Origin of the sequence: Streptomyces sp. NPDC047085 (assembly GCF_040643735.1) — a bacterium.
Lineage (GTDB): Bacteria > Actinomycetota > Actinomycetes > Streptomycetales > Streptomycetaceae > Streptomyces.
Genome location: NZ_JBEYUW010000001.1, coordinates 871274 through 897921, shown reverse-complemented (window position 1 = coordinate 897921; position 26648 = coordinate 871274). Strand labels below are relative to the sequence as shown.

The following is a 26648-nucleotide window of genomic DNA, read 5'->3' as shown; positions in this document are numbered from 1 at the left end:
GGCTCATGGCGCGGTGTCCTCGGCGAGGACCCGCGCCATCGTGCGTTCGGCGAGCGCGGTGATGGTGACGAAGGGGTTCACGCCGATGTTGCCGGGCACGAGCGAGCCGTCGGTGACGTAGAGCCTCGTATACCCCTTCACCCGGCCGTAGTCGTCGGTCGCCCTGCCGAGGACGCAGCCGCCCAGCGGGTGGTAGGTGAAGTCGTCCGCGAAGATCTTGCTCGTGGAGCCGAACAGGTCGTACCGGTAGATCGTGGCGTTGGCCAGGTTGATCCGGTCGAACAACTTCTTCGCCATGCCCACCGACACCGCGCTCTGGGCCGCCGTCCAGCCGAGCTTCACCGCCCGGGACGCGGAGTCGTACGTGAACGACGCCCGCTCGGGGTTCTTGGTGATCGCCAGATAGAGGCTGACCCAGTGCTCGAACCCCATGGGCAGCGGGGCGATCTCGGCGAAGACCGGGTTGTCGGCGTTGGCCCAGTCGTCGATGCCCATGACGGGCATGGTCGCCTGGTCCGCGCCGACGGTGTCCCAGACGTGGTTGGCGCGGCCGAGCATGGTGTTGCCGTTGGTGCCCCAGCCGGCGCCCACGGCCGAGTTCAGGTCGGGCAGGGTGCCGGTGTCCCGGGCGCGGACGAGGAGTTCGGTGGTGCCGAGGCTGCCGGCGCCGAGGAAGAGGTACGTGCAGCCGTACTGCTTGGTCTCCACGACCACGCCGGTGGTGTCGATCCGGTCGACGGTCAGGACGTACGACCCGTCGCCCGCCCGGGTCACCGCCTTGACCTTCTCCAGGGTGTGCACGGTGACGTTGCCGGTGCCGAGCGCGGCGGCCAGGTAGGTCTTGTCCAGGCTGCGCTTGCCGTGGTTGTTGCCGTAGATGACCTCGCCGGCGAGCGCGGACTTCGTCGCCGTACCGGCGGCCTCGCGCTGCATGTAGCCGAAGTCGTAGACGTTCGGCACGAAGGTGGTCTTCAGGCCGGCGTTGGCGGCGGCCTTGCGGGAGGTGCGGGTGAACCGGTACCAGTCCGTGGACTCGAACCAGGCCGGGTCGACGGTGTTCACGCCGAGCATGGAGCGGGCGCGCGGGAAGTAGGTGCCGTACATGTCGTCGGCGTCGACGGTCGGGAACTGCTCGGCGAAGTAGGACTTCAGCGGGGTGACCGCCATCCCGCCGTTGACCAGGGAGCCGCCGCCGACGCCCCGGCCGACGTACACGGACATGTGGTCGTAGTGCACGCGGTCGAGGACGCCGGGGTAGGCGCCGATGTTCTTGTTGACGACGTCCAGCCACAAGAAGGTGGCCAGCGGGGCCTCGGTGCGGGTGCGGAACCACATGGAGCGCTGGTCGGGGGCGCTGGTGGAGCAGAACACCTTGCCGTCGCCGCCGGCGGTGTTCCAGAGGCGGCCCATCTCCAGGACGAGGGTGCGGAGGCCGGCCTGGCCGAGGCGGAGGGCGGCGACGGCCGCGCCGTAGCCGGAGCCGACGACGATGGCCGGGGCGGATTCGCTCGCGGCGGGCTCGGCCGCGTGGGCCGACTGGAGGCCGATGCGGGTGAAGCCGAGGGCCGCGGCGGTCTGCAGGGCGGCCATACCCAGGATGTGACGTCTTGTCAGCTGACGCTGCATCAGGTTTGCTGTCATGTGCGCAGCATGGGCGGATTATGTTGCTCCGCCTAGAGCAGGGGCACGTTTTTGAGGGCGGCTTTCAGAGCAGGTCCTTGAGCCTCTCCGCCAACAGGTCCCAGCGCCACCGCTCCTCCACCCACTGGCGGCCTCGCTCGCCCATCCTGCGGCGCAGTTCGGGGTCACCGAGCAGGGTGATGATGCGGTCCGCGGCCTCTGCGGGCTCGCCGCCTCGCACCACCCAGCCGGTCTCGCCGTCGAGGACCGCGTCCGGGGCGCCGCCCGAGTCGCCGGCGACGACCGGGAGGCCGGTGGCGGAGGCCTCCAGGTAGACGATGCCGAGGCCCTCCACGTCGAGGCCGCCGCGGCGGGTGCGGCAGGGCATGGCGAAGACGTCGCCGGCGCCGTAGTGGGCGGGCAGCTCGGACCAGGGGACGGCGCCGGTGAAGCGGACGGAGGCCTCGACACCGGTCTCCCGGGCCAGGCGGCGCAGGTCCGGTTCGTAGGGGCCCCCGCCGACGACGAGCAGCACGGTGTCCGGCTCGGCTGCCAGTATTCGGGGCATGGCCCGGATCAGGGTGTCCTGCCCCTTGCGCGGCACCAGCCGGGAGACGCAGACGACGACGGGCCGCTCGGTGAGGCCGAGCCGCGCCCGTACCTCGTCGCCGCCGGAGCCGGGGTGGAAGGTCTTCTCGTCGACCCCGGGCGGCAGCTGGACCATCCGCCCGGCCGCCTCGGGCGTCAGGGCGGCCGCGATGCGGGAGCGGGTGTATTCGCCGAGGTAGGTGATCGTGTCCGTGGACTCGCCGATCCGGCGCAGCAGCTGCCGGGAGCCGGGCAGCTGGGCCCAGCCGGCCTCGTGGCCGTGGGTGGTGGCGATCAGCCGCTCGGCGCCGGCCTTCCGCAGCGCGGGCGCCATCAGGCCGAGCGGTGCCGCCGCCCCGAACCACACCGAGGTGCAGCCGTGCTCGCGCAGCAGCCCGGCCGCCCGCCGGGTCGCTCCCGGTGTGGGCAGCAGCATGGTCGTACGGTCGCGTACGACAGTGAAGGGCTGCTCGGCGTCGAAGTCGGCCGTGGCCCGGACGCCCTCCTTGGTGCGCTTCCACGTGGAGGCGTAGACGACCAGCCGGCCGGGGTCCAGGCGCAGCGCCATGTTGTGCAGGAAGGCCTGGATGCCGCCGGGACGGGGCGGGAAGTCGTTGGTCACGATGAGGGTCTTGTGCATCGCCGCCGACCCTACCCAATCGGGCGCCCGGCGCGGCCGGGTCCCTGGCCGTCGCACAGCCGGGCAGGACATCATGGTCGGGCGACACGCGAATCGAACGGCAGGGGATCACGTGGAGACGAAGGGCGCCGGACGGTCCCTGGCGTGGCTGCTCGCGACCTGGTGCGTCACCCGCGTGCTGCTGCTGCTCTTCGTGTTCCGGGTGTTCGCCTTCCCCGGTGCGGACGTCACCTCCGACGTGTCGGTGATCTACCAGGGCTGGTACGAAGTGCTGCGCCAGGGGACGTTCCCGCTGGACGACGTGACCTGGCAGTACCCGCCCGTCGCCGCGCTCGCGATCCTCTCCCCCGCCGTCCTGCCGTTCCTCGGCTACCCGCACGCGTTCTTCGTCCTGGCGTTCCTCGCCGACCTGGCCGTGCTGTCGCTGCTGTTGCGGGCGGGCCGCCGCCCCGGCCGGTCGGTGCGCGGCGCCTGGGTGTGGACGGTGGGCCTGGCGCTGCTCGGGCCGACGGTGTACGCCCGCTACGACGTGATGGTGACCGCGGTGGCCGTGGCCGCGCTGCTCGCGGGGGTGCGGCATCCGCGGGTGCTGGGGGCGCTGGCCGGGTTCGGGGCGCTGCTGAAGGTGTGGCCGGCGCTGTTGCTGGCGGGCTCCGTCCGGGGCCGGGCGTGGTGGGCGGCGGCGACGACCGGGGCGGGGCTGGCGGCGCTGTTCGCGGTGTCGATGCCGGGGTCGTTCGCCTTCCTCACCTTCCAGCGGGAGCGGGGCACCGAGGTGGAGTCGGTGGGCGCGCTGGTCTTCCATGTGGCCCGGCACTTCGGGTGGCGGGGTGAGGTGCTGCTGAACTACGGGTCGATCGAGTTCCTCGGCCCGTACGTCGGGCCGGTCAGCACCGCCGCGCTGGCGCTGACCGGGCTCGCCTTCGCCTGGCTGCTGCTGTGGCGGCTGCGCGCCACCCGGACCGCCCCGCACACCCTCGCGGAGGCGGCCTTCACGGCGGTGCTGCTGTTCACGGTCACCAGCAGGGTGATCAGCCCGCAGTACCTGGTGTGGCTGGTGGGGCTGGCGGCGGTGTGCCTGTGCTTCCGGGCGAGCCGGATGGGGGCGCCCGCGTCGATGGTCGTGGCCGCGTCCTTCGTGACGGTGCTGGAGTTCCCGCTCGGCTTCTCGCACGTGGTGGTGAGCGACTGGTACGGCGTCACGCTGATGGCCGTGCGCAACGGTCTGCTGGTCGCCGCCGCCTTCTCGGCGGCCCGCCGGCTGTGGCGCTCCACCGTGCTCCCGGTCGCGGCGGCCCCCTTCGTGCCTCAGGCGGCCCGCACGAAGGAGACCTCCGTCTCCTCCTGACGCCGGGCCCGGCGCAGCAGTGCCGCCACGGCCGCGCACTGCACGGCCATCGAGAGCGCCAGCGCGAGACAGACGCCCGGCAGGCCGAGGCCGGACAGGGCGTACGCCAGGGGCAGCTGGACGGCGGTGCCGACCACGGTGACCGCGAGCAGCGCGGGCGCGTCGCCGCCGCCCTCGAAGACACCGCCGAGCGCGATGAAGCAGGCCATCAGGAGCAGGTAGGGGCCGACGCAGCGCAGGAACAGCACGCCCTGTCCGGCGACCTCGGGTCCGGCGCCGAAGGCGGCCATGATCCAGGGGGCCGCGGCCGCGAAGAGGACGGCGGCGGTCACGCCCAGTGCCCCGGAGAGGAGCACCGCCTGGCGGCCGATGTCCCGGCGTGCCTCCCGGCCGGCGCCCTGGGTGTGCGCGGTGTGGATCGCGGCGGCCTGGCGTACGGAGTAGAAGGCCATGGTGGCGACGTACATGACCTTGTACGCGATGGCGTACGCGGCCACCGCCGTCACGCCGAGCCGCGCCACGATCGCCACCAGCACCAGGGCCCCGCCCTGCCGGACGGTGAAGTCGGCGGACATGGGCAGGCCGGTGGTGAGGGTCCGGCGCAGGGCGGCGGGCACCGGCTCGGCGGCGCGTGCCCGCGCCGCAGTCCGCAGCAGGGCGTTGCGGCGCAGGGCGAGCAGGCCCGCCGCGAGGGCCACGCAGCGGCACAGCACGGTGGAGGCGGCGGCGCCCCGGACGCCGTAGCGGTGGATCAGGAGGGGGTCGCAGACCAGGATCAGCCCGTTGGCCAGCAGGGCGAGCCGCATCGGGGTGCGGGTGTCGCCGGCGCCCTTGAGGATGCCGTCGACGAGCTGCTGGGCGAAGAAGACGGCCATGCCCGGCAGGGAGAGGGCGAAGTAGCCGGTGGCCAGGTGCAGGGCCGCCGGTTCGCCGGAGCCGAGCACCAGCCGGGCCAGTGGCTCCCGGGCCAGGAACCCGCCCACCACGACCACCGGGGTGACCAGCCCCCACAGCGCCCAGCCGCCGCGCACCGCGGCCCGTACGGCGCCCGGGTCCTCGGCTCCGCGGGCGTGGGCGACCAGCACGGTCGTCCCCGAGGCGAAGACCAGCGCGATGCCGAGCAGCACGTTCTCGGTGTTGGTCGCGACGGCGACGGCGGCCACGGCGGCGCCGCCGAGCCGGGAGACCCAGACGGTGTTGATGAGGCCGGAGGCGACCGAGGCGAGCAGCGAGAAGTAGACGGGGTGGGCGAGCTGGACGAGTTGCCGGCGATGGGCGTTCACGGAGATCCCCCTCTTATCGAGCTACCTCGAAACGAGGTAGCTCGATAAGAGGTAGCATGGGGCACCGGCCCGCGGCAAGGAGGATTCGGGTGCTGGAGCTGTTGATCCTGGGTTTCCTCGCCGAGGAGCCCCTGCACGGTTACGAGCTGAAGGAACGCATCAAGGCGCTGACCGGCCATGTCCGCCCGGTCAGCGACGGCGCGCTGTACCCGGCCATCAACCGGCTGGTCGCCGCCGGACTGCTCGACCAGCGCACCGAGGAGGGCGCGGGCGCCGCCCCGCGCCGGGTGCTGTCGCTCACCGGGAAGGGCCGCGCGGAACTGCTGGAGCGGCTGCGCCGCCCCAAGCAGGCCGAGATCACCGACCACGTCCGCTTCAACACGGTCCTGGCCTTCCTGCGCCACCTGCCCGACCCGGCGGAACAGGCCGCCGTGCTCCGCCGCCGCCTGGACTTCCTGGAGACCCCGACGAGCTTCTTCTACCGGGACGGCGAGCCGGTACGGGCGGAGGAGACCGAGGACCTGTTCCGGCAGGGCATGCTGCGGGTCGCCCGGGCGACCGGGACGGCCGAGCGGGAGTGGCTGCGCGAGGCGATCGGCGTGCTCACCGGGAGCGCCTGAGCGACCGCGGTCCCGCGGCCGGCCGGCGAGCGCTCAGGTCAGCTGCGCCCGCACGTACTCCCGCCACTGCGCGGTGAACGCCTCCGGCGTGGTCCCGAGCACCTTCTTCAGGGCCGCCTCGACCGCACCCGCCCGCTTCTGATGGCCCCCGACGGAGCGGTAGAAGGCGGCGAGCCGGTCCTCGCCCCACTGGTCGGCGATCATCCGGCAGGCCAGCCAGCCGCCCTCGTAGGCCTGGGCGAGGTGGGTCGGGTCGCTGGTGAAGCCGAAGTCCTTGTCGGCGGGGAGCGCCGAGGGCACATGGCCGTCCTCGACCGCCCGGGCGAGTTCCGGCGCGGCCTCGGTGGGCGTGCGGCCGGTGCCGAGGTAGCCGATCCAGTCGGCGTAGCCCTCGGACAGCCACAGCGGGGTGGCGGCGGTGGTGTGGGCGCGGGTGGCCACATGGGTGGTCTCGTGGGTGAGCACCACCTGTTTGCCGGTGCGGCCGAGGGACACGTACGCCTCGGGGTTGACGACCACCCGGTCCGCGGACGCCCTGCCGGACCCGCCCGCCTCACCGGTGGTGACGGCGGCGATGCCCCGGTAGTTGGAGGCGGGCGCGCCCAGCAGTCCCGCCATGCCGTCCAGGGAACGCGGTACGAGGACGACGACCCGCCGGGTCCAGTCCGTGCCCCACGCGCGGGAGACCGTCGGCACCGCGCGGTCGGCGAGCCTGGCGTACGCGCGCAGCTCGCCGGCGCCCTGCCCGACGCCGAGGACCAGGCTGTGCGCGCCCTTGAAGGCGGTCACCGGTCCCTGATCCCACAGCTGCTCCCCCGCATGACCGGCGGGCTTGTCGGCGGTGACGTACCAGGCGCCGTCGGCGGTGCGGCCGAGGCTGAGGGTGCGGCGGACGCTGACCGGGGCGGTGTCGTAGCCGGTGACCCGGTAGGTCAGCTCGGTGTCGGCGGTGGCGCCGGAACCGCGCGGGTGCAGCCCGGTGACCCGGTAGGTCCAGGAGGCCAGCGGGAGCGCGCTCAGCCGGGCGTACTCGGTGCGGCTGCCGGTCGCGTCGTACGCCGTCTCGTCGTGGTCGAGCAGGGCCGCCGCCCGCCGGTCCAGCACCCGCTGCACCTGGGCCTTCGCCGTGTCGCCGGACGGCCGCCCGTCGCACCCCGCCAGGGGCGGTACGAGCAGCAGGCAGAGTCCCGCCACCGCGGCGCGCCACGCCCGCCGCGCCCGTCCACGAACAGCCATTTTCCGATCGTACGGGGTGCGAGGGCAGGTCAGGGACGGGTCACCGCGGAGATCGGCATCATCCCGACCGGGTCGTAGCGCACCGGGGCCCCGGGGTAGGGCGCGTGGATGACCTGGCCGTGGCCGACGTACATCCCCACGTGGCTGGCGTCGGAGCGGTAGACGACCAGATCGCCGGGGCGGGCCTCGGAGAGCGGGACCTGCCGGCCGGCGAACCGCTGCTCCTGCGAGGTGCGCGGCAGATGGATCCCGGCGTGCGCGTACGACCACTGCATCAGGCCCGAGCAGTCGAAGCCGGAGGGGCCGCTCGCGCCCCACACGTAGGGGCGGCCGAGTGCGGAGCGGGCGGCGGCCAGCGCGGCCGCGGTGCGGGCGTCCGGGGCCGTGGCGCCGGACAGGCCGGGCAGGTCGGCGCGGCCGGAGCGGGAGGCCCGGTCGTAGGCGGCGCGTTCGGCGGCGGGCAGGGAGTCGAGCAGCTGCCGGGCCCGGGCGAGCTTCTGCTCCACCGTCCGCTTGTGCGCGCCGACCGCCGTGCGGCTCCGCTCCAGCTCGGCGAGCTTGTCCGCGGCCTCGGCGCGCTCCTGGGCGAGTTCGCGCAGCACGGAGCGCAACTCCCTGAGCTGCCCGGCCTGCTGGGCGTCGATGCGGTCGAGGGTGGCGGCCTTGTCGAGGTAGTCGTCCGGGCCGTCGGAGAAGAGCAGGGCGACGGCCGGGGCGATGCCGCCGGACCGGTACTGGGCGCCGGCCAGCGAACCGAGCTTCTCCCGCAGGGCGTTGACGCGCTGCTGCTGCCGGGCGATGTGGTCCTGGACGTCGCGGATCTCCCGGCGCAGCGTCCCGGCGCGCTCGTCGGCCTTGTCGTAGGCCTGGGTCGCCTTCTCGGCCTCCTCGTAGAGGCGGTCCACCTCGGCGCGGGTGCCGGTGCCCGGCTTCGCGTGCGCGGGTACGGCGCCGAGCGCGGCGGCCGCGGCCGACAGCACGCACAGGGCGGCGGAGCCCCGGTGGAATCCGGACGGGGCGAGACGACGATGGAACCCCACGGCAGTCCTTCTGCTGGCGGACAGGTACCGCTCCCCCGGCGCCGGGGACGGGGAGGCCCGGGCGCCGGGGAAACGCGCCAGACAGTAGCCGTGCGGGAGGGCGCCGACCAAAGGCGCCGAGGGCCGCACAAACGCGACGCCCCGCCGCTGACGCAGGTCATGGGCGGGGCGTGGAGTCAGTTCCGGTTGCCGGGATTCGCCCGATCGGGCGCCTCCGTGAGCGGGCTTCGTGGGGCCTTCGCGAGGGTCAGACCCGGACGCCGAACTGGAACGGCATGTTGCTGATGGCCTCGTAGCGGACCACCGTGCCGGTGCGCGGGGCGTGCAGCACCTGGCCGTTGCCGGCGTAGAGGCCGACGTGGTGGATGTCGCCGTAGAAGAACACCAGGTCGCCGACCTGGAGCTGGCTCAGGGAGAGGCGCTGGCCGATGCCCGCCTGCGCCTGGGAGGTGCGCGGGATGGAGACGCCGGCCTGGGCGTAGGCCCACGAGGTCAGGCCCGAGCAGTCGAAGGAGGAGGGGCCGGAGGCGCCGTAGACGTAGGGCGAGCCGATCTTGCTCTGGGCCGCGGAGAAGGCGGCGGCGGCGCGGCCGGAGGCGGGGGTGCCGTTGCCGAGGTCCGGGCGCTGGGTGGAGGAGCGGTTGGCACGCGCCTCCTTGGCGGCGAGCTCGGCCTTCTCCTTGGCGGTCAGGGTGTTGAGCAGCCGCTGCGCCTCGGCGAGCTTGCTCTTGACCTCGCTCTTCTTCTTGCCCAGCTCGGTGCGGGTGGAGGCGAGGTCCTTGAGCTTCTCGGTGGCCTCTGCCCGCTCCTGGGCGAGTTCGCGCTGTTTGTCCTGAATCTTCTTCAGGGCCTCGACCTGCTGGCTGCTCAACTGGTCGAGCGTGGAGGCCTTGTCGAGGAAGTCGTCCGGGTTGGAGGACAGGAAGAGCTGGACCGACGGGTCGATGCCGCCGGAGCGGTACTGGGCGGTGGCCAGCGAACCCAGGCCGTCGCGCAGCTTGTTCAGCTCCTGCTGACCGCGGGCGACGTTGTCCTGGATCGTGGATATTTCCTTCTGCAGCTTCTGCTGCTTCTCCTTGGCCCCGTCGTACTTCTCGGTGGCCTGCTCGGCCTGCTCGTAGAGCGCGTCGACCTTCGCCTTGACCTGGTCCTTGCTGAGCTTGGCGCTCGGCGCGGCATTGGCGGCGTTCGCGCTGAGCGCGACGGCAGCGGCGGCTGCGGTGGTCAGCACGGTGACACGCGTGCGGCTCGGCTGCTTGGGTCGACGGTGGGACGCCACGGAGGACGAACTCCTTCTTGTGAGTGATCACCCGTTCGGAGGTTCGAGGCATGACCCTAGTGACCCACTTGTGATCAGTTCAAATCCTCACAGCAAAAAATCTCGTCACTCAATGCATTCTTTGCACATAACTCACATGGGGTGACGCCCGCTTGACACTACGTTGCGTGATGATCCACCCAATTCGGGCATTGCATATGCCCGTTGAACCTTCAGGACAGTCGCTTCAGAAGTACCGCAGAGGCCACGGGTCGGGCACCGGCCCGGGCGACCCCGTCGGCCACCTCCCGGTCGGTCGAGGCGACGATGACCGGACGGCCCGGCGGCTCCGCGCGCACGAGCTGGCGGATCAGCTCGTCGGCCGTGACACCGGGCTTCGAGAACAGGACCCGGACCCCGCGCGGCGGCGCGAGCAGCACCGGCGCGGCCAGTTCCGCGCCGTCGAAGACACAGGTCACCTCGGCGCCGGTCTGCGCGGCGAGCGCCGAGAGCTGGCCCAGGAGCCTGAGCCGCTGCTTCTCCAGCGGCATCTGCGGATAGCCGGTCTTGGTGACGTTGTAGCCGTCGACCACCAGATGCGCCTGCGGCAGCGCGAGCAACTGGTCCAGGATCGCCGGGTCGTTCTCGGACAGGGCGCGGGCCGCGATGTCCTTCGGGGTCATACGTCCCGGTTCGACCGCGTCCACGGTCTCGGCCGGGCGCACGGAGACCGGCGGCAGCGCCAGCTCCCGGCGCAGCCCCTGGGTGGCGTCCAGCAGGGTGTCGAGCAGCAGCCGTACCCGCATGTCCTCCACGCTGCGGCCCTCGCGGGACGCGCGCCGAGTGGCCTCCAGCGCGGCCTCCGCCTCGCCCAGGCGGGCCTTGAGCCGCCGGGACTCGCTCTCGGCGGCGGACACCTGCGCCTGACCCTCGGCCCGCACGGCCTCGATCTCGCCCTGGGCCTTGCGCAGCGCGGCCTCCCCGCGCTTGACGTCGCTGAGCGCGGAACGCAGCTTGCGGTGAAGCGACTCCGCTTCCTTCTTGGCCGCGTCCAGCTCCCCGCGCAGCCGCTCGCTCTCGGTCCGGACCTGCTCGCGGGCCCCCGCCAGTTCCTCGCGCAGCCGCTCCAGTTCGGCCCGGCTCTCCTCGTCGGCCCGTTCGGCGTCCGCGCGCAGGGCCTCCTCGCCGGCCGCGGTCACCTGCTTCACCCAGCCCGTGGGGCGCAGTACGTAGGCCGCGGCCGCCACGTCGAGCGGGTCCGCGGCCGGGGGCGGGGAGCCGGAGTCCAGGGCACCGGAGAGTTCCGGGTGCGCCTCTCTGAACTTCTCCCCGACCCGCTGCCGGAACAGCGGATCGGTCTCCAGCGCGGCCGCCATCGCGTTCCCGGCGAACTTGGCCCGCCGGTTCGGGGCGAACCGGGCGTACTGCCTCAGCTGGGCGGGCAGTTCAGTCACTGTCAGCGCGCCGAAGGCGTCCGAGACGATCTGCACGACCCGCCGGCGCACGCCGTCGGGCAGCGGACGGTCAAGCACCTCAGCGGTGCCGTCGCCCGGCCCCCCGCCTGCGGTCTCCACCATCCGTCACACCCCACTACCTCTGCGGGGCCCGCTCCGCTCAGGAGCCGGCGCCCGGCCTGTCCACGAGTTCCACCTGATCCACCGCGTTGCACCAGCGGCAGCGGACCGACTCGATCGTCTCACTGACCACCTCGCGCTCCTCGACGGTCGGCTCACCGGCGAGGTCGAGGTGGACATACTCGACGACCTTGGACGCGCGGGTCACGTCGAACCGGGTGAGGTTGCCGCAGAGGGTGCAGCGCCACCGCGTCGTGGCGGTCGGCAGGGGAACCGTCATCGTGGCCGTTCGCTTCCTTCTCGGGTCTGCCGCGCCGCTCCCCGACGCGTGTGGCTCGTAACCCTACGGCCTGGCGGGTACTCATCGCCCGTCCGTCCACGGCGGCGAGGCGGTCTGTGCCACTGCGTCCGGTTACGTCATGCTCTGTGTTCATGATCAGCGACGCGACCACGACAGCCGGCCGGACCTTCAGGGGGGTCCGGGGCAGCTCGGCACCGATGACGTACACCCTCATCGCCCTGTGCTGTCTGATCTTCGTCCTGGGTCCGGCGTCCGGGCTCACTCCGGCGTACGGCTCCGGGAAGGCGCTGACCCTCGCGCAGCGGGCGTACTTCCGGCACTGGGGCGTGATCCCGGCGGACCTGTTCGGCGCGCCCGTCCGCGAGGCCCTCTCCCCGGTGACGGCCCTGTTCGTGCACGGCAGCTGGGTGCATCTGCTCGGCAACATGCTCTTCCTCTTCGTCTTCGGGGTGATGACCGAGGAACGGATGGGCCGGGTGGAGTTCACCCTCTTCTACGTCGGCTGCGGCTACCTGGCCCTGCTGGGGTACGCGGCCGCCAACACCGGCTCCGGGCAGTCACTGGTCGGCGCGTCCGGGGCGATCTCGGCGGTCCTCGGAGCCTTCCTGTTCCTGTTCCCGCGCGCCCGTGTGACCAGTCTCCTCCCCTTCCTGTTCTTCCTGCCGCTGCGCTTCCCGGCCTGGATCGTGCTGCCGTTCTGGGCCGCCCTCCAGTGGCTCGCCGCGAGCCGCGCGCCGGAGGGGCCCGGAGTGGCCTACCTGGCGCACGTGGTCGGTTTCTGCCTGGGCTTCGGCTACGCCTGGGTGCGGTACGGCAGGAAGGCTAGAGTGAGGGCCGCCCCAGCTCCGGCACTCAAGGGAGAGAAGCAGCCGTGATCACCGCGATCGTTCTGATCAAGACCAGCGTGGACCGGATCCCCGAGATCGCGGAGCAGATCGCTTCGCTGGACTCCGTGAGCGAGGTCTTCTCGGTCACCGGTACGTACGACCTGATCGCGATGGTGCGGGTGCGGCAGCACGAGGATCTGGCGGAGGTCATTCCGGGGCGGATCAGCAAGATTCCGGGGGTGGAGGCGACGGACACGCACGTGGCGTTCCGGACGTACTCGCAGCACGACCTGGAGGCGGCGTTCTCGATCGGTCTGGACAACTGATCGGGAACGCCGCCTGATCGTCCTCACTCAGGCCGGTTTCACCTTCACTCAGGCCGGCTTTCACACCGCCGGGACGCAGCGGCCGTCCTCGGTGCGGTACTGCCACTTGGCGCCGTCGCTGACCAGTTCCTTCACCGCGTTCACGAACCGCTCCACGTGCTCGTCCGGGGTTCCCGCGCCGAAGCTCACGCGGATGGCGTTGAGGGACTTCTCGCCCGGCGCGGCCTCGGGGGCGCCACATTCGCCCTGGGTCTGGGGGTCGCTGCCGAGGAGGGTGCGCACCAGGGGGTGGGCGCAGAACAGGCCGTCGCGGACGCCGATGCCGTACTCGGCGGAGAGGGCGGCGGCGAAGTGGGAGCTGTTCCAGCCCTCGACGACGAAGGAGAGGACGCCGACGCGCGGGGCGTCGTCGCCGAAGAGAGAGAGGACGCGCACCTGCGGGACCTCGGCCAGGCCCGCCCGGACCGTGTCGATCAGGTACCGCTCGCGGGCGACGAGCGCGTCGAAGCCGGCCTCGGTGAGGGCCTTGCAGGCGGAGGCGATGGAGTAGGCGCCGATGACGTTCGGGGAGCCGGCCTCGTGGCGGGCGGCGCTCTCGTGCCACTCCACGTCCACGCCGCCGTCCTGGCGACGGGATACCGCGCGGCTCGCGCCGCCGCCCGCGAGGTACGGCTCGGCGGCCCGGAGCCAGTCCGCTCGGCCGGCCAGCACGCCTGAGCCGAAGGGCGCGTACAGCTTGTGGCCGGAGAAGGCGACCCAGTCGACGTCCAGGTCCGTGACCGACACGGGGTGGTGCGGGGCCAGCTGGGCGGCGTCCAGGACGATCCGGGCGCCGTGCGCGTGCGCGGCGGCGGCCAGCTCGCGCACCGGCCACAGCTCGCCGGTGACGTTGGAGGCGCCGGTGACGCAGACCAGGGCCGGGCCGTACGGGTCGCGGTCGGCGAGGGCGCGCTCCAGGGTCTCGACGGCCTGGCGCGGGGTGCGCGGGGCGTTGAGGTAGGTGACGCGGGCGTTCTGCCAGGGCAGCAGCGAGGCGTGGTGCTCGGTCTCGAAGACGAAGACCTGGCAGTCGGCGGGGAGCGCGCGGGCCAGCAGGTTCAGGGAGTCGGTGGTCGAGCGGGTGAAGATCACCTGGTCGGTCGCGCGGCAGTCGAGGAACTCGGCGACGGTCCTGCGGGCGTTCTCGAACAGGTCGGTGGAGAGCTGGGAGAGGTACCCGGCGCCACGGTGGACGCTGCCGTAGTACGGGGCGTAGGCGGCGACGTCGTCCCAGACGCGCTGGAGGGCGGGGGCGCTGGCGGCGTAGTCGAGCGCGGCGTAGGTGACCTCGCCGCCGGTGACGAGCGGGACGGTGACGTCCCGGCCGAGAACGGGCAGCGGGGCACAGACGGACTGGTCGGCGGCAGCGGTGACGACGGACATGGCGAACTCCCGTGAGAGGCAAGGCGGAACCGGCGTGCGAGCGGACGCGGCTCGGGCACGCGGGAAGGTGAAAAAGGGGGATGCGGAGGCGGGGCTCTGCGGCCCTATCGCATTCGCTTGCTCACGGAAGGCTCCTCGACGACCAGGACCCCTGGCTGCTCGAGGGGTCCGCGCTTGCCGTAGACCTCACTGCCTACGGCCTGGTCTTCACCCGGGGCACCCCGCCACGGACGGAGGGTTGCCGGACAGTCGGCCGGGGCCTCATGACTGTCACTCATGACCTGGACAGGAACGTAACGGAAGTGATCGCGGTCCCGCAACTCCTGTCCGGATCGCGGGACCGCACCTCGGCTTCGTCAGCTGTTGGTGGCCGCCACCCAGCGCTCCAGCGTGCTCCTGGCCGCGCCCGAGTCGATCGACTCCGCCGCCCTGGCCATGCCCTCGCGCAGCTGCTCGGGGAGCGCCGCGTCCGTCGGGTGCAGGGCGACCAGGGCCGCCGCCGAGTTCAACAGGACGGCGTCGCGGACCGCGCCCTTCTCGCCGTCCAGCACGCGCAGCGCCACCTGCGCGTTGTAGGCGGCGTCGGCGCCGCGCAGGGCATCGATGGGGACGAGGTCGATGCCGACGTCGCGCGGGTCGAAGACCTCCTCCGTGACCTTGCCGTCCCGGACCACCCACACCCGGGAAGTGGAGGTGGTCGTCAGCTCGTCCAGGCCGTCGTCGCCCCGGAAGACCAGGGAGGAGTTGCCGCGCTCGGCGAGCACGCCGGCCACGATCGGCGCCATGCGCGGGTCGGCCACGCCGACCGCCTGGGCGCGCACCTTGGCCGGGTTGGTGAGCGGGCCGAGGACGTTGAAGGTCGTCCGGATGCCCAACTGGCCGCGGGCGGCGGCGACATGACGCAGCGACGGGTGGAACTTCACCGCGAAGCACATGGTGATGCCGGCCTCTTCGGCGACCTCGGCGACCCGCTGCGGGCTCAGGTTCAGATTGACCCCGAGCTTCTCCAGGACGTCGGAGGAGCCGGAGGCGGAGGACGCGGCGCGGTTGCCGTGCTTGACGACCTTCACCCCGGTGCCGGCGACGACGATCGAGGACATCGTGGAGATGTTGACCGTCTTGGCGCCGTCGCCGCCGGTGCCGACGATGTCGACCGCGGGCCCCGGCACCTCGATCACGTTGGCGTGCTCGTACATGGTCCGTACGAGCCCGATGATCTCCTCCACCGTCTCGCCCTTGGCCCGCAGCGCCACCATGAACCCGGCGATCTGGGCGTCGGTCGCCTCGCCGCGCATGATCCGGTCCATCGCCCACGCGGTGTCGTCGGCGGACAGGTCGCGGCCGTCCAGCAGCCCGTTCAGCAGGGCGGGCCAGGAACGGCCCGCCGCGGTGTCGCCTCCAGCGGGGGTCACAGCGCTCATCAGCCGCTCCTAGTGAGTACCAGCACAGGGTCGTACGAAGTCGTACTCCCCACCTTATCCAGCCCGGGACACGGCGAAGGGCCCCGTCCAGAACTGGACGGGGCCCTTCGACCGTGGCGTGGCGACGCGGGGATCAGTGGTGGCCGTGGCCGCTCGTGATCTCCTTGTACTCCTCGACAGTCGGCTTCGGGATCTGGTTGTCCTCGCCGTAGTAGGCGTTGGAGAGCTTGGCACGCAGCTTCTCCGTGGCCTTCACCTTGCGCTCGACACCGTTCTCGTCGACCGTCGGGCCGATCTTGGCCGGCTCGTACTGGTGGTGAGCCGTGAGGGTGTGCAGCTGCTCCTGGCTGAGCGCCTCGTGCACCTCGATGAACTCACCGTGCGGCAGGCGCTTGATGATGCCGGTCTCGCGACCGTGCAGCACCTTCTCCTTGTCGCGGCGCTGCAGGCCGAGGCAGATGCGCTTGGTGATGATGAACGCGATCACCGGGCCGGCGAAGAAGCCGATGCGGACGAACCAGGTCACGGCGTTGATCGACAGGTGGAAGTGGGTGGCCCACAGGTCGTTGCCACCGCCGACCAGACCGATCATGTACACCGTCACCCAGGCGACACCGAACGCGGTACGCGTCGGGGCGTTGCGCGGGCGGTCCAGGATGTGGTGCTCGCTCTTGTCGCCGGTGACCCAGGACTCGATGAACGGGTACACCGCGATCGCCGCGAGGACCAGACCGAAGAGGACCAGCGGGATGAACACGCCCAGGACGAGCGTGTGACCCCAGAAGTTGATCTCCCAGCCCGGCATGTAGCGGACGAGACCCTCGGCGAAGCCCATGTACCAGTCGGGCTGGGCGCCGGTGGACACCTGGTCGGGCCGGTAGGGGCCCATGGCCCAGATCGGGTTGATCTGGGTGACCGCCGCGATGGCCGCGATGACACCGAAGACCAGGAAGAAGAAGCCTCCGGCCTTCGCCATGTACACCGGCAGCAGCGGCATGCCGACGACGTTCTTCTCGGTCTTTCCGGGGCCCGCGAACTGCGTGTGCTTGTGGTAGAAGACCAGGATCAGGTGGCCGACCACGAGACCGAGCATGATGCCCGGCAGCAGCAGGATGTGGATCGAGTAGAACCGGGCCACGAAGTCGTGGCCGGGGAACTGCCCGCCGAAGAGGAAGAACGAGATGTAGGTGCCGACGATCGGCATCGACAGGATGGCGCCCTCGGTGAAGCGGACACCGGTGCCGGAGAGCAGGTCGTCCGGGAGCGAGTAACCGGTGAAGCCGGTGAACATGCCCAGGACGAACAGCAGAAAGCCGAACAGCCAGTTGATCTCACGCGGCTTGCGGAACGCGCCGGTGAAGAACACGCGCATCATGTGCACGAACATGGCGGCGAGGAAGATCAGCGCAGCCCAGTGGTGGATCTGCCGGATGAGCAGACCACCGCGCACGTCGAAGGAGATGTGCAGGGTCGAGTTGAACGCCTCGGACATCAGCTGTCCCTGGAGCGGGACGTAGCTGCCGTGGTACTCCACCTCGTTCATCGACGGGTGGAAGAACAGCGTCAGATAGACACCCGTCAGGATGATGATGATGAAGCTGTAGAGCGCGACCTCACCCAGCATGAACGACCAGTGGTCGGGGAAGATCTTGCGCATGTTGGCCTTGGCCAGGGAGTAGATCCCGAGCCGGCCGTCGGCCCAGTCCGCGATCCGCTCGCCGGCCGGAGCCTTCCCGCGAGAGCGGGGGGTCTCGTTCGATTCAGTACTCATCCGCGCTCCCAGAATGCAGGACCGACGGGCTCCTCGAAGTCGCCGAGCGCCTGGAGGTAACCCTCTTCGTTCACGCCGATGCGCAGCTGCGGCAGGGCGTGACCGGCCGGGCCGAAGATCACTCGGCCTCCGTCGGAGAGGTCGAAGGTGGACTGGTGGCACGGGCACAGCACGTGGTGCGTCTGCTGCTCGTACAGGGAGATCGGGCAACCGACGTGGGTGCAGATCTTCGAGTACGCGACGATGCCCTCGTGCGACCACGCGAGCTCGCGCTTGTCCTTGATGTTGTTCGGCTGGAGCCGGACGATCATCACGGCGGCCTTGGCGATCTCGTTCTGGAAGTCCTCAGCCTTCTCCTCCAAGCCCTCGGGCTTGACGAAGGTGAGGGAGCCCACAGCGACGTCCTCGGGACGCAGCGGCAGGTTGGTGTTCATGTTGACGAGCAGCTTGCCCTTCGCCCACAGCGTGTGGCGGAGCGACTTGTGGGGCAGCGGGCCGAGGTCGCGCAGCAGCATGACACCGGAGAGCGGCACCAGGGCCAGCGCACCGAACATGGTGTTGCGGATCAGCTTGCGGCGGCCGATCGCCGACTCCTTGGCGCCCTGGCGGAAGTCGTCGAAGACCTTCGCGCGGACCTCGGGAGAGGCCTCGATCGCGTGCCGCTCGTCGGCGATCTCCGCGTCGGACATCAGGGTGCGGGCCCAGTGGACCGCGCCCGCGCCGATGCAGAACAGCGCCACACCGAGGGTCAGGCCCAGCGCGAAGTTCAGCGCGCTGATGTGACCGATCGGGAAGACGAAGATCGACTTCTCGCTCGGGATCGTCACGTACGAGACGATGAAGCCGACGGTGGCCAGCATCGACACCGTGAACAGCAGGGCGACCGTGCGCTCGGACCGCTTGGCGGCCCGCTCGTCGATGTCCTGGATCCGGTGCTCGTGGGGCGGCAGCCCCGGGTCGGCGAACGGGTTCTTCTCGTCCGCGACGCTCACCACGCCGGGGGCGTGGCCCTGCTCAGCGGGCAGGTTCTCTTCTGGAATGTCTTGGCTACTCATGACTTCTTGGCCTTTGCGGTCCGAGCGGCGACCCAGACGGCGACCGCGATCATCGCGCCGAGGCCGAAGATCCAGGCGAACAGACCCTCACTGACCGGCCCGATGCCGCCCAGTTCCATGCCGCCCGGGTTCTCCGTCTTGCTGCCGTCGACCGCGTCGAGGTACGCGATGATGTCCTTCTTGTTCTTCTCCGTCATGGTGGTGTCGGGGAAGGACGGCATGTTCTGCGGGCCCGTCTGCATGGCCTCGTAGATGTGCTTCGGGTCGACGCCCTGGAGGGTCGGCGCGTACTTGCCCTCGGTGAGGGCACCACCCTTGCCGGTGAAGTTGTGGCACTGCGCGCAGTTGGTGCGGAACAGCTCGCCGCCCTTGGCGATGTCCGCGCCGTCCGGGCCGTACTGGTCCTTCGTCGGCACGCTCGGGCCGGCGCCCAGCGACGCGACGTACGCGGCGAGCTGGTCGATCTGTGCCTGCGTGTAGATGGTCTTCTTGCTCGGGAGCTGGGCCATCTGCGAGGTGGACGCCGGCATGCGGCCGGTGCCGACCTGGAAGTCGACCGCGGCGGCGCCCACACCGACCAGGCTCGGGCCGTCGGAGGAGCCCTGGCCACCGGTGCCGTGGCAGCTGGCGCAGCCGACCTCGTAGAGCTTCTTGCCCTCCTTGATGGTCAGGGACTGGGAGGATTCATCGGCCTGCGCCTTGTCCGCGGGCGCGAACGCGGCGTACAGCCCCCCAGTGGCCGCCAGCGCGAGGAGTAGGACGACGACCGCCGCCAGCGGATGGCGTCGTCGTACGGAGAGCTTTTTCACGGATTACCCCGGTGTCAGGATCTTCTGCGTCGATGCTTCTGGGATGTGCGTTGCGAGAACGCGAGCGGGATCGGGTCCGGCTACTTGATCATGTAGATCGTGGCGAAGAGACCGATCCAGACGACATCGACGAAGTGCCAGTAGTAGGACACGACGATGGCGGCGGTCGCCTGCTCGTGGGTGAACCTCCTCGCCGCGTAGGTGCGGCCGAGGACCAGCAGGAAGGCGATGAGACCACCCGTCACGTGCAGGCCGTGGAAGCCGGTGGTCAGGTAGAACACCGAGCCGTACGGGTCGGAGGAGAGCGAGAGGCCGTCCTCCTTCACCAGGCTCGTGTACTCGTACACCTGACCGCCGATGAAGATCGCGCCCATGATGAACGTGAGGATGAACCAGCCCCGGAGCTTCTTCACGTCACCGCGCTCGGCGGCGAAGACGCCGAGCTGGCAGGTGAGGGAGGAGAGCACCAGGATCGTGGTGTTCGTCGCCGAGAACGGGAAGTTGAGATGGTCGGCCATCTGCTTCCAGTGCGCGGGACCGGTCACCGATCGCAGGGTGAAGTACATCGCGAAGAGGGCCGCGAAGAACATCAGCTCGGAACTCAGCCAGATGATGGTTCCGACGCTGGTGAGGTTCGGTCGGTTGACCGACGGGTGCGCGTGCCCGGTTTCTACTGTCGTTGCTGTCGCCACGACCGACATTATGTCGGTCGCTTATCTCGCGCTCACTCCGGGGGGTGCCGTTCGGAGTGTTGCTGCCCGCCGAACCGGTGCTGAACTGGTGTTGACGTGGTGTTCAGGGGAGTAACATCCGCCCAAACGGCCCCGTCCGTCCTGTCCGTACGACGCTGACGTCTCTCGGAGGAACAATGCAGCCGACCGCCACGGTGCTGGTCTACAGCGACGACTCCAACACCCGGGAACAGGTGCGGTTGGCCGCCGGCCGCAGGCCGGCTCCCGATGTGCCCCTGGTCGAGTTCCTGGAGTGCGCGACTCCCGAGGCGGTCGTCAGGGAGCTGGACAAGGGCGGCATCGATGTGTGCGTGCTCGACGGCGAGGCCGTGCCGATGGGGGGCATGGGGGTGTGCCGGCAGATCAAGGACGAGGTGTTCAACTGCCCGCCCGTGCTGCTGTTGATGGGGCGCCCGCAGGACGCCTGGCTGGCCACGTGGAGCCGCGCCGACGCGGCGGTCACGCTGCCGGTGGATCCGGTGGAGTTCGCCTCGGCTCTGGCTTCGCTGCTTCGCCGGAAGAAGCTGCTGAGCGCCTAGGAGGTCGGGGCGCGGGGTCCTGCGCGCGTTCTGCCCCGCGCCCCTGCCCGGGTCACACGGCCGTCGGCTGGAGGCGTGCCGCGTCCTCGGGGGCCGGGGTGTCCGGGGTGCCGTTGACGAGGGCGCTGCCGGTGCGCCATTTCTTCCAGTCGAGGTTCCAGTCGCCGAAGCCGTTGCCGAACGGTTCCATCTGGTTGCCCGCGGAGTTGACGACTCTGACGATGTCACCCTCATGGATGTTGTCGAAGAACCACTCGGCGTTGCCGGTGCTCATGCCCGTGCAGCCGTGGCTGACGTTCTCGTAGCCCTGTGAGCCCACGGACCAGGGCGCGGCGTGCACGTACTCGCCGGACCAGCTGACCCGGGTGGCGTAGTAGACCGGGAGGTCGTACGAGTCGGAGCTGCCCTCGGCGATGCCGACGGTTTCGCTGCGCATCCGTACGAAGTACTGCTTCTCCAGCACGATCTTGACGCCGTTGCGGGTCTCGAAGCCGGGCTTGCCGGTGGTGACGGGGATCGTGTTGATGGCTTGGCCGTTCTTGTAGAACGTCAGCTGGTGCGCGGCGGCGTCCGTGATGGCCTCGATCCGGTCGCCGGTGGTGATCTTCAGGGGCTTGGCCTTGCCGCCCCAGAGGCGGTCGCTGATCCTGACGCCGTCCAGGTTGCTGTGGACCTGGATGGTGGCGTGGGCGGGCCAGTACTCCTTGGGGCGGTAGTGGAGTTCCTTGTCGCTCACCCAGTACCAGGCACCGGGGACCGCCGGCACCGAGTCCACCCGGAGGGCGCGCTCCACGACGGCCCGCTGTGCCTTGTCCTTGACCGGCTGGTCGAGTTGGGCGGTGATGGGCTGTCCGACGCCGTACTGGCCCGCCTTCGGCCCGAAGGTGACGTTCAGTCGCTTCTTGCTGGTGGGCTGGGTGGTGTCGAAGGTGAGGGTCTTGCGGCCGGGCGCGCCGTCGTCGTCCTCGGTGCTCACCCGGACCGTGTAGTGGGCGTTGGCGGCCAGCGGTGAGGTGCTGTGCCACCGGCTGCCGTCGGCGGCGAGTTCGCCCGTCACATAGCGCCCTGTGGAGTCCTGGGCGGTCACGTCCGTGATCCGGCCGTCGCCGTCGTTGACGGTGACCTCCAGGGGCTTGTCCGGATCGGCCCGCTTCCCCGCACCGGTGGGGGCGTTGAAGGAGATCTGGTCCGCGGCGTCGTACGGCCTGTCCGCCAGGGCGTTGCCGTGCGAACTGCAGGCGGTGAGGCCCGCCCCGAGGGCGGTCACCAGCAAGGTGCAGCTGACGACGGTGCGGGTCCGCGCAGTTTGGTTCATATGATCACGCTATGAGGTGCAGACCTTATGAGCGCGTTACCTAACCCGTACGAGCGATGGACACTGCGCCGGATACAGGAGAGCCCGGACCCTCCTGATGGAGTGTCCGGGCTCCCGGTGTGCTCAGCGCGTGCTACTGGGTGCGGTTCTCACCGCGGTAGTACTCGAACACCCAGCCGAACAGGCCGATCATGATGATCGGTGCCGAGAAGTACAGCAGCCACCAGCCGACGGCGACGCCGAGGAAGGCCAGCGCGCCACCGACGCCCAGGGCGAGCGGCTGCCAGCTGTGCGGGCTGAAGAAGCCCAGCTCGCCCGCGTCGTCCGCGACGTCGGCCTCCTTGTCGTCCTGCGCACCGGCGTCCACCCGGCGGGCGGTGAAGCCCAGGTAGAAGCCGATCATGATCGACAGGCCGAAGGCCAGGAAGAGCGCCGTGGTACCGGCCGGCTCCTTCGACCACACGCCGTACACGACGGCCATGATCAGCATGAAGAAGCTCAGCCAGATGAACATCCGACCCTGGATCTTCACTTGCCGGCCTCCTTGTTGCCCGCGATGGCGCCGTGACCGGCGTGCTCAAGCTGCTCGAGGGCGGCGATCTCGGGGTGGTGCAGGTCGAACGCCGGGGATTCGCTGCGGATCCGCGGCAGGGTGAGGAAGTTGTGCCGCGGCGGCGGGCAGGAGGTCGCCCACTCGAGCGAACGGCCGTAGCCCCACGGGTCGTCCACGCCGACCGGCTTGCCGTACTTGGCCGTCTTCCACACGTTGTAGAGGAACGGCAGCATCGACATGCCGAGCAGGAACGAGCTGATCGTGGAGACCGTGTTCAGGGCGGTGAAGCCGTCGGCCGCCAGGTAGTCGGCGTAACGACGCGGCATGCCCTCGGCACCCAGCCAGTGCTGGACCAGGAAGGTGCCGTGGAAGCCGACGAACAGCGTCCAGAAGGTGATCTTGCCGAGGCGCTCGTCCAGCATCTTGCCGGTGAACTTCGGCCACCAGAAGTGGAAGCCGGAGAACATCGCGAACACGACCGTGCCGAAGACCACGTAGTGGAAGTGGGCCACCACGAAGTACGAGTCGGACACGTGGAAGTCCATCGGCGGCGAGGCCAGGATGACACCGGTCAGACCACCGAAGGTGAAGGTGACCAGGAAGCCGGTCGCCCACAGCATCGGCGTCTCGAAGGACAGACTGCCCTTCCACATGGTGCCGATCCAGTTGAAGAACTTCACACCGGTCGGGACGGCGATCAGGAACGTCATGAAGGAGAAGAACGGCAGCAGCACACCGCCGGTGACGTACATGTGGTGGGCCCACACGGTCACGGACAGACCGGCGATCGCGATGGTCGCGGCGATCAGACCCATGTAGCCGAACATCGGCTTGCGGGAGAAGACCGGGATGACCTCACTGATGATGCCGAAGAACGGCAACGCGATGATGTACACCTCTGGATGGCCGAAGAACCAGAAGAGGTGTTGCCAGAGCAAGGCTCCGCCGTTGGCCGCGTCGAACACATGGGCACCGAATTTACGGTCCGCCTCCAGGGCGAACAGCGCGGCGGCCAGGACCGGGAAGGCCAGCAGGACCAGCACACCGGTCAGCAGCACGTTCCACACGAAGATCGGCATGCGGAACATGGTCATGCCCGGCGCACGCATGCAGATGATCGTGGTGATGAAGTTGACCGAGCCGAGGATGGTGCCGAAGCCGGACAGGGCCAGACCCATGATCCACATGTCGGCGCCGACGCCCGGCGAGCGGACCGCGTCCGACAGCGGGGAGTAGGCGAACCAGCCGAAGTCGGCCGCACCCTGCGGGGTGAGGAAGCCGCCCACCGCGATCGTCGAGCCGAGCAGGTAGAGCCAGTAGGCGAACATGTTCAGCCGCGGGAACGCCACGTCGGGCGCGCCGATCTGCAGCGGCATGATCCAGTTCGCGAAGCCCGCGAACAGCGGCGTCGCGAACATCAGCAGCATCACGGTGCCGTGCATCGTGAACGCCTGGTTGAACTGCTCGTTCGACATGATCTGCAGGCCCGGACGGGCCAGCTCGGCGCGCATGAGCAGCGCCATCACGCCGCCGATCAGGAAGAACGCGAACGACGTGACGAGGTACAGCGTTCCGATCGTCTTGTGGTCGGTGGTCGTCAGCCACTTCACCACGACATTGCCGGGCTGCTTGCGCCTGACCGGCAGCTCGTTCTCGTACGAGGTCTCAGCTGCCGCGGCACCCTGGGGTTCGTTGAGGATGCTCACAGGTTGTTCGTCTCCCGGTTCTTCTCGTGGCTCGTCTGCGCGATGCCGGCGGGAATGTAACCGGTCTGCCCCTTCTTGGCGAGGTCCTTGAGGTGCTGCTCGTAACGCTCGGGGGAGACGACCTTCACGTTGAACAGCATCCGGGAGTGGTCGACGCCGCAGAGCTCCGCACACTTGCCCAGGAAGGTGCCCTCCTGGTTGGGGGTCACCTGGAACGCGTTGGTGTGGCCCGGGATGACGTCCTGCTTCATGAGGAACGGCACCACCCAGAAGGAGTGGATGACGTCACGCGAGGTCAGGACGAAGCGGACCGTCTTGCCCTTGGGGAGCCACAGGGTCGGACCGGGGTTGCCGGTCTGCGGGTTCCGCGTACCGGGCGTGCCGACGTCGTAGACACCGCCGGCGTTCGCCGGGAAGTCCTTCTTGAACCGGTCCGGAATGGCGTCCAGGTTCTTGTCGGTCTTGGCGTCACCGGTGACACCCGGGACGCTCTCGATGTAGTTGAAGCCCCAGCTCCACTGGAAGCCGACCACGTTGACCGTGACGTCGGCCTTCTTGTCGGTGAGGCTGAGCAGCTTCGACTCGTCCCGGGCCGTGAAGTAGAAGAGCACCGAGATGATGATGATCGGGACCACCGTGTACAGGGCCTCGATCGGCATGTTGTACCGAGTCTGCGGAGGTACCTCGACCTTGGTGCGGCTGCGCCGGTGGAAGAAAGCACTCCACAGGATCAGGCCCCACACCAGCACACCGGTGGCCAGCGCGGCAGCCCAGGAGCCCTGCCACAGGGAGAGGATCCGCGGAGCCTCTTCCGTGGTCGGGGTGGGCATGCCAAGGCGGGGGAAGTCCTTGTATGTGCAACCGGTTGCGGTCGCCAGGACCAGGCCCGCGGTCAGTGCCTGCAGCAGCTTCCGCCGCATCGGGCGCCGCGGCGAGCGGTCGGAGCCGTTGGGACTCACGTAGCGCCTTCCCGAGAGTCTCGCCCGCGCGGTCGGCTGCGGCCTTCTCGCTGGTCGGTCGCCGCCCTGCGTCGGGCAGGGGTTTGGATGTTTATGCGGACCAAACCCTAGCCGACGCCCTCCGGGGGTTCGCGGGGAGGGGGGCATACGCGTCGCCTGTCACCCTGTTGGGGTGCGGACGGGCGCCCAATAGCTCGGGTTGTGGGGGTTTGACGTGCGGGTGCGGGGTGCGTTGTGGCTTGTCGCGCCCACGCGGCGGAGCCGCATGTCAGGCACGGCCCGCGCCCCTGGGTCAGCTGCCCCCAGGCACGTTTTACCGTTGATGTGTGTCCTACTTTGACGCCGCCTCTGCGGTCCCCCTCCACCCTGTAGCCCGGCAGGCGCTGTTGGCGTCTTTGGAGGAGGGGTGGGCGGATCCCGCGCGGCTGTATCGAGAGGGCCGTAAGGCCCGCATGCTGCTGGACGCCGCCCGCGAGGCGACCGCCGAAGTCATCGGGTGCCGGGCGGACGAGGTGGTGTTCACGTCGTCCGGGACCAGGGCCGTACACACCGGCGTCGCGGGGGCGTTGGCCGGGCGGCGGCGGGTGGGGCGCCACCTGATCGTGTCAGCCGTCGAACACTCCTCTGTCCTCCATTCGGCGGAGTTGTTCGAGGCGGACGGGGGGACCGTCACCCAAGTGGCCGTCAGCCGGGCGGGTCGGGTGGACCCGTCGGCCTACGCGGCCGCGCTCCGGCCGGACACCGCGCTCGCCTGCCTCCAGTCGGCCAACCATGAGGTGGGCACCGTGCAGCCGGTGGCCGAGGTGGCCGAGGTGTGCCGGGCGGCCGGGGTGCCGCTGCTGGTGGACGCCGCCCAGTCGCTGGGATGGGGGCCGGTGGACGCGGACTGGTCCCTGCTGACGGGCAGCGCGCACAAGTGGGGCGGGCCCTCGGGGGTCGGTCTGCTCGTCGTCCGCAAGGGCGTGCGGTTCGCCGCCCAAGGGCCGGTCGACGAGCGGGAGTCGGGGCGCGCGGCCGGGTTCGAGAACATCCCGGCCATCGTGGCGGCCGTCGCCTCCCTGCGTGCCGTACGGGCCGAGGCGGCCCAGGAGGCGGTACGACTGCGGGAGCTGACGGAGCGGATCCGCTCCCGGGTACCGGAGCTGGTGCCGGACGTGGAGGTGGTGGGCGACGCCGAGCGCCGGCTGCCCGGGATCGTCACCTTCTCCTGTCTCTATGTCGACGGAGAGGCCTTGCTGCACGAACTGGACCGGGAGGGCTTCTCCGTCTCCTCCGGCTCCTCCTGCACGAGCAGCACGCTGACACCCAGCCATGTGCTGAAGGCGATGGGGGTGCTGAGCGAGGGCAACGTACGGGTGTCGCTCCCCACCGGGGTGGCCGAGGAGGACGTGGAGCGGTTCCTGGAGGTCCTGCCGGGGGCGGTGGCGGGGGTCCGGGAGAAGCTGGGGGCACCGGCTCCGGCGACGGCCGTCCAGGCGGAGGAGCTGGTCGTCGACTCGCTCGGCAAGCGGTGCCCGATCCCCGTCATCGAGCTGGCGAAGGTGTTCGGCCGGGTGCCGGTGGGCGGCACCGTACGGGTGCTCTCCGACGACGAGGCGGCCCGGCTGGACATCCCGGCGTGGTGCGAGATGCGGGGTCAGGAGTACGTGGGCGAGGAGCCGGCGGACCAGGGTACGGCGTACGTGGTCCGCCGGACGAGCTGAGCG

The 26648-nt window shown here is 70.3% G+C and carries 24 protein-coding genes and 1 riboswitch; of the genes, 6 read left to right on the top strand and 18 right to left on the bottom strand.

All coding sequences use genetic code 11. The features are described 5' to 3' along the window. Positions 1 to 3: 3 nt before the first annotated feature. Together ABZ865_RS03825 and ABZ865_RS03820 are read right to left on the bottom strand one after the other, a co-directional pair. Complete coding sequence (locus tag ABZ865_RS03825) at positions 4 to 1590, bottom strand: GMC oxidoreductase (protein WP_361224366.1); 1587 nt, start codon at positions 1588 to 1590, stop codon at positions 4 to 6. Positions 1591 to 1705: 115 nt separating this feature from the next. Continuing rightward, a complete protein-coding gene (locus ABZ865_RS03820; protein WP_361223253.1) occupies positions 1706 to 2848 on the bottom strand; it encodes a glycosyltransferase family 4 protein in 1143 nt (380 codons plus the stop codon). A 112-nt stretch (positions 2849 to 2960) separates the two neighbouring features. Between ABZ865_RS03820 and ABZ865_RS03815 the strand changes: the two genes are divergently transcribed. Further along, a complete protein-coding gene (locus tag ABZ865_RS03815; protein WP_361223250.1) occupies positions 2961 to 4196 on the top strand; it encodes a glycosyltransferase 87 family protein in 1236 nt (411 codons plus the stop codon). Here the strand turns inward: ABZ865_RS03815 and ABZ865_RS03810 are convergent. Next, the gene (locus ABZ865_RS03810; protein ID WP_361223247.1) at positions 4157 to 5479 is read right to left on the bottom strand and encodes an MATE family efflux transporter; all 1323 of its coding nucleotides are present in this window, start codon (positions 5477 to 5479) and stop codon (positions 4157 to 4159) included. The genes ABZ865_RS03815 and ABZ865_RS03810 overlap by 40 nt on opposite strands. Before the next feature lie 89 nt (positions 5480 to 5568). On the opposite strand from ABZ865_RS03810, the gene ABZ865_RS03805 reads away from it, so the two are divergent. Continuing rightward, a complete protein-coding gene (locus ABZ865_RS03805) occupies positions 5569 to 6099 on the top strand; it encodes a PadR family transcriptional regulator (RefSeq protein ID WP_361223244.1) in 531 nt (176 codons plus the stop codon). A 33-nt stretch (positions 6100 to 6132) separates the two neighbouring features. Here the strand turns inward: ABZ865_RS03805 and ABZ865_RS03800 are convergent, their stop codons facing one another. The 5 genes from ABZ865_RS03800 to ABZ865_RS03780 all read right to left on the bottom strand — a co-directional run bounded on the left by ABZ865_RS03800 (position 6133) and on the right by ABZ865_RS03780 (position 11487). Beyond that, the gene (locus ABZ865_RS03800; RefSeq protein WP_361223242.1) at positions 6133 to 7335 is read right to left on the bottom strand and encodes a hypothetical protein; all 1203 of its coding nucleotides are present in this window, start codon (positions 7333 to 7335) and stop codon (positions 6133 to 6135) included. A 29-nt stretch (positions 7336 to 7364) separates the two neighbouring features. Then, entirely contained in the window at positions 7365 to 8375 is a 1011-nt protein-coding gene (locus ABZ865_RS03795) for an NlpC/P60 family protein (RefSeq protein ID WP_361223239.1), read from the bottom strand. A 247-nt stretch (positions 8376 to 8622) separates the two neighbouring features. Then, positions 8623 to 9654 carry an NlpC/P60 family protein gene (locus ABZ865_RS03790; protein WP_361223236.1) on the bottom strand — a complete coding sequence of 344 codons (1032 nt, stop codon included), beginning with the start codon at positions 9652 to 9654 and terminating at the stop codon, positions 8623 to 8625. 212 nt (positions 9655 to 9866) lie between these two features. Further along, positions 9867 to 11210 carry an NYN domain-containing protein gene (locus ABZ865_RS03785; RefSeq protein ID WP_361223233.1) on the bottom strand — a complete coding sequence of 448 codons (1344 nt, stop codon included), beginning with the start codon at positions 11208 to 11210 and terminating at the stop codon, positions 9867 to 9869. A 37-nt stretch (positions 11211 to 11247) separates the two neighbouring features. After that, positions 11248 to 11487, bottom strand: a complete 240-nt coding sequence (locus ABZ865_RS03780; RefSeq protein ID WP_100825765.1) for a hypothetical protein — start codon at positions 11485 to 11487, stop codon at positions 11248 to 11250. A 152-nt stretch (positions 11488 to 11639) separates the two neighbouring features. On the opposite strand from ABZ865_RS03780, the gene ABZ865_RS03775 reads away from it, so the two are divergent. Continuing rightward, a complete protein-coding gene (locus tag ABZ865_RS03775) occupies positions 11640 to 12383 on the top strand; it encodes a rhomboid family intramembrane serine protease (RefSeq protein WP_361223229.1) in 744 nt (247 codons plus the stop codon). After that, on the top strand, positions 12380 to 12661 hold the full coding sequence (locus ABZ865_RS03770; protein WP_361223226.1) for an Lrp/AsnC ligand binding domain-containing protein: 282 nt from the start codon (positions 12380 to 12382) through the stop codon (positions 12659 to 12661). Before ABZ865_RS03775 ends, ABZ865_RS03770 begins: the two co-directional genes overlap by 4 nt. A 60-nt stretch (positions 12662 to 12721) precedes the next feature. On the opposite strand, the gene ABZ865_RS03765 is transcribed toward ABZ865_RS03770, so the two are convergent. The 6 genes from ABZ865_RS03765 to ABZ865_RS03740 form a co-directional block, all read right to left on the bottom strand. Further along, positions 12722 to 14083 (bottom strand): aminotransferase class V-fold PLP-dependent enzyme, encoded by a 1362-nt coding sequence (locus tag ABZ865_RS03765; protein ID WP_361223223.1) that lies wholly within the window; start codon positions 14081 to 14083, stop codon positions 12722 to 12724. 165 nt (positions 14084 to 14248) lie between these two features. Further along, a riboswitch (SAM riboswitch) is annotated at positions 14249 to 14365 on the bottom strand. 74 nt (positions 14366 to 14439) lie between these two features. Then, on the bottom strand, positions 14440 to 15504 hold the full coding sequence (gene trpD, locus ABZ865_RS03760) for an anthranilate phosphoribosyltransferase (protein WP_361223221.1): 1065 nt from the start codon (positions 15502 to 15504) through the stop codon (positions 14440 to 14442). 133 nt (positions 15505 to 15637) lie between these two features. Then, positions 15638 to 17275, bottom strand: coding sequence for a cytochrome bc complex cytochrome b subunit (locus tag ABZ865_RS03755; RefSeq protein WP_361223219.1), 1638 nt, complete (start codon positions 17273 to 17275; stop codon positions 15638 to 15640). After that, positions 17272 to 18330, bottom strand: a complete 1059-nt coding sequence (locus tag ABZ865_RS03750; protein WP_361223216.1) for a Rieske 2Fe-2S domain-containing protein — start codon at positions 18328 to 18330, stop codon at positions 17272 to 17274. The genes ABZ865_RS03755 and ABZ865_RS03750 overlap by 4 nt, the downstream gene beginning before the upstream one ends. Then, positions 18327 to 19139, bottom strand: coding sequence for a c-type cytochrome (locus tag ABZ865_RS03745; RefSeq protein WP_361223213.1), 813 nt, complete (start codon positions 19137 to 19139; stop codon positions 18327 to 18329). Before ABZ865_RS03745 ends, ABZ865_RS03750 begins: the two co-directional genes overlap by 4 nt. Before the next feature lie 80 nt (positions 19140 to 19219). Beyond that, positions 19220 to 19840, bottom strand: coding sequence for a heme-copper oxidase subunit III (locus ABZ865_RS03740; RefSeq protein ID WP_361223210.1), 621 nt, complete (start codon positions 19838 to 19840; stop codon positions 19220 to 19222). Between the two features lie 167 nt (positions 19841 to 20007). Here ABZ865_RS03740 and ABZ865_RS03735 point away from each other — a divergent pair, with 167 nt between their 5' ends. Beyond that, entirely contained in the window at positions 20008 to 20409 is a 402-nt protein-coding gene (locus tag ABZ865_RS03735) for a hypothetical protein (RefSeq protein WP_361223207.1), read from the top strand. Positions 20410 to 20461: 52 nt separating this feature from the next. Here ABZ865_RS03735 and ABZ865_RS03730 read toward each other — a convergent pair whose 3' ends face one another. From ABZ865_RS03730 to coxB, 4 genes are all read right to left on the bottom strand, one after another. Then, positions 20462 to 21724, bottom strand: a complete 1263-nt coding sequence (locus ABZ865_RS03730) for an Ig-like domain-containing protein (RefSeq protein ID WP_361223204.1) — start codon at positions 21722 to 21724, stop codon at positions 20462 to 20464. A gap of 133 nt (positions 21725 to 21857) precedes the next feature. Next, positions 21858 to 22256 carry a cytochrome c oxidase subunit 4 gene (locus ABZ865_RS03725; protein WP_361223201.1) on the bottom strand — a complete coding sequence of 133 codons (399 nt, stop codon included), beginning with the start codon at positions 22254 to 22256 and terminating at the stop codon, positions 21858 to 21860. Then, on the bottom strand, positions 22253 to 23983 hold the full coding sequence (gene ctaD, locus ABZ865_RS03720) for a cytochrome c oxidase subunit I (protein WP_361223198.1): 1731 nt from the start codon (positions 23981 to 23983) through the stop codon (positions 22253 to 22255). Before ctaD ends, ABZ865_RS03725 begins: the two co-directional genes overlap by 4 nt. Beyond that, positions 23980 to 24942, bottom strand: coding sequence for a cytochrome c oxidase subunit II (gene coxB, locus ABZ865_RS03715; RefSeq protein WP_361223196.1), 963 nt, complete (start codon positions 24940 to 24942; stop codon positions 23980 to 23982). The genes ctaD and coxB overlap by 4 nt, the downstream gene beginning before the upstream one ends. A gap of 326 nt (positions 24943 to 25268) precedes the next feature. On the opposite strand from coxB, the gene ABZ865_RS03710 reads away from it, so the two are divergent. Further along, on the top strand, positions 25269 to 26645 hold the full coding sequence (locus ABZ865_RS03710) for an aminotransferase class V-fold PLP-dependent enzyme (RefSeq protein ID WP_361223193.1): 1377 nt from the start codon (positions 25269 to 25271) through the stop codon (positions 26643 to 26645). Positions 26646 to 26648: the final 3 nt, after the last annotated feature.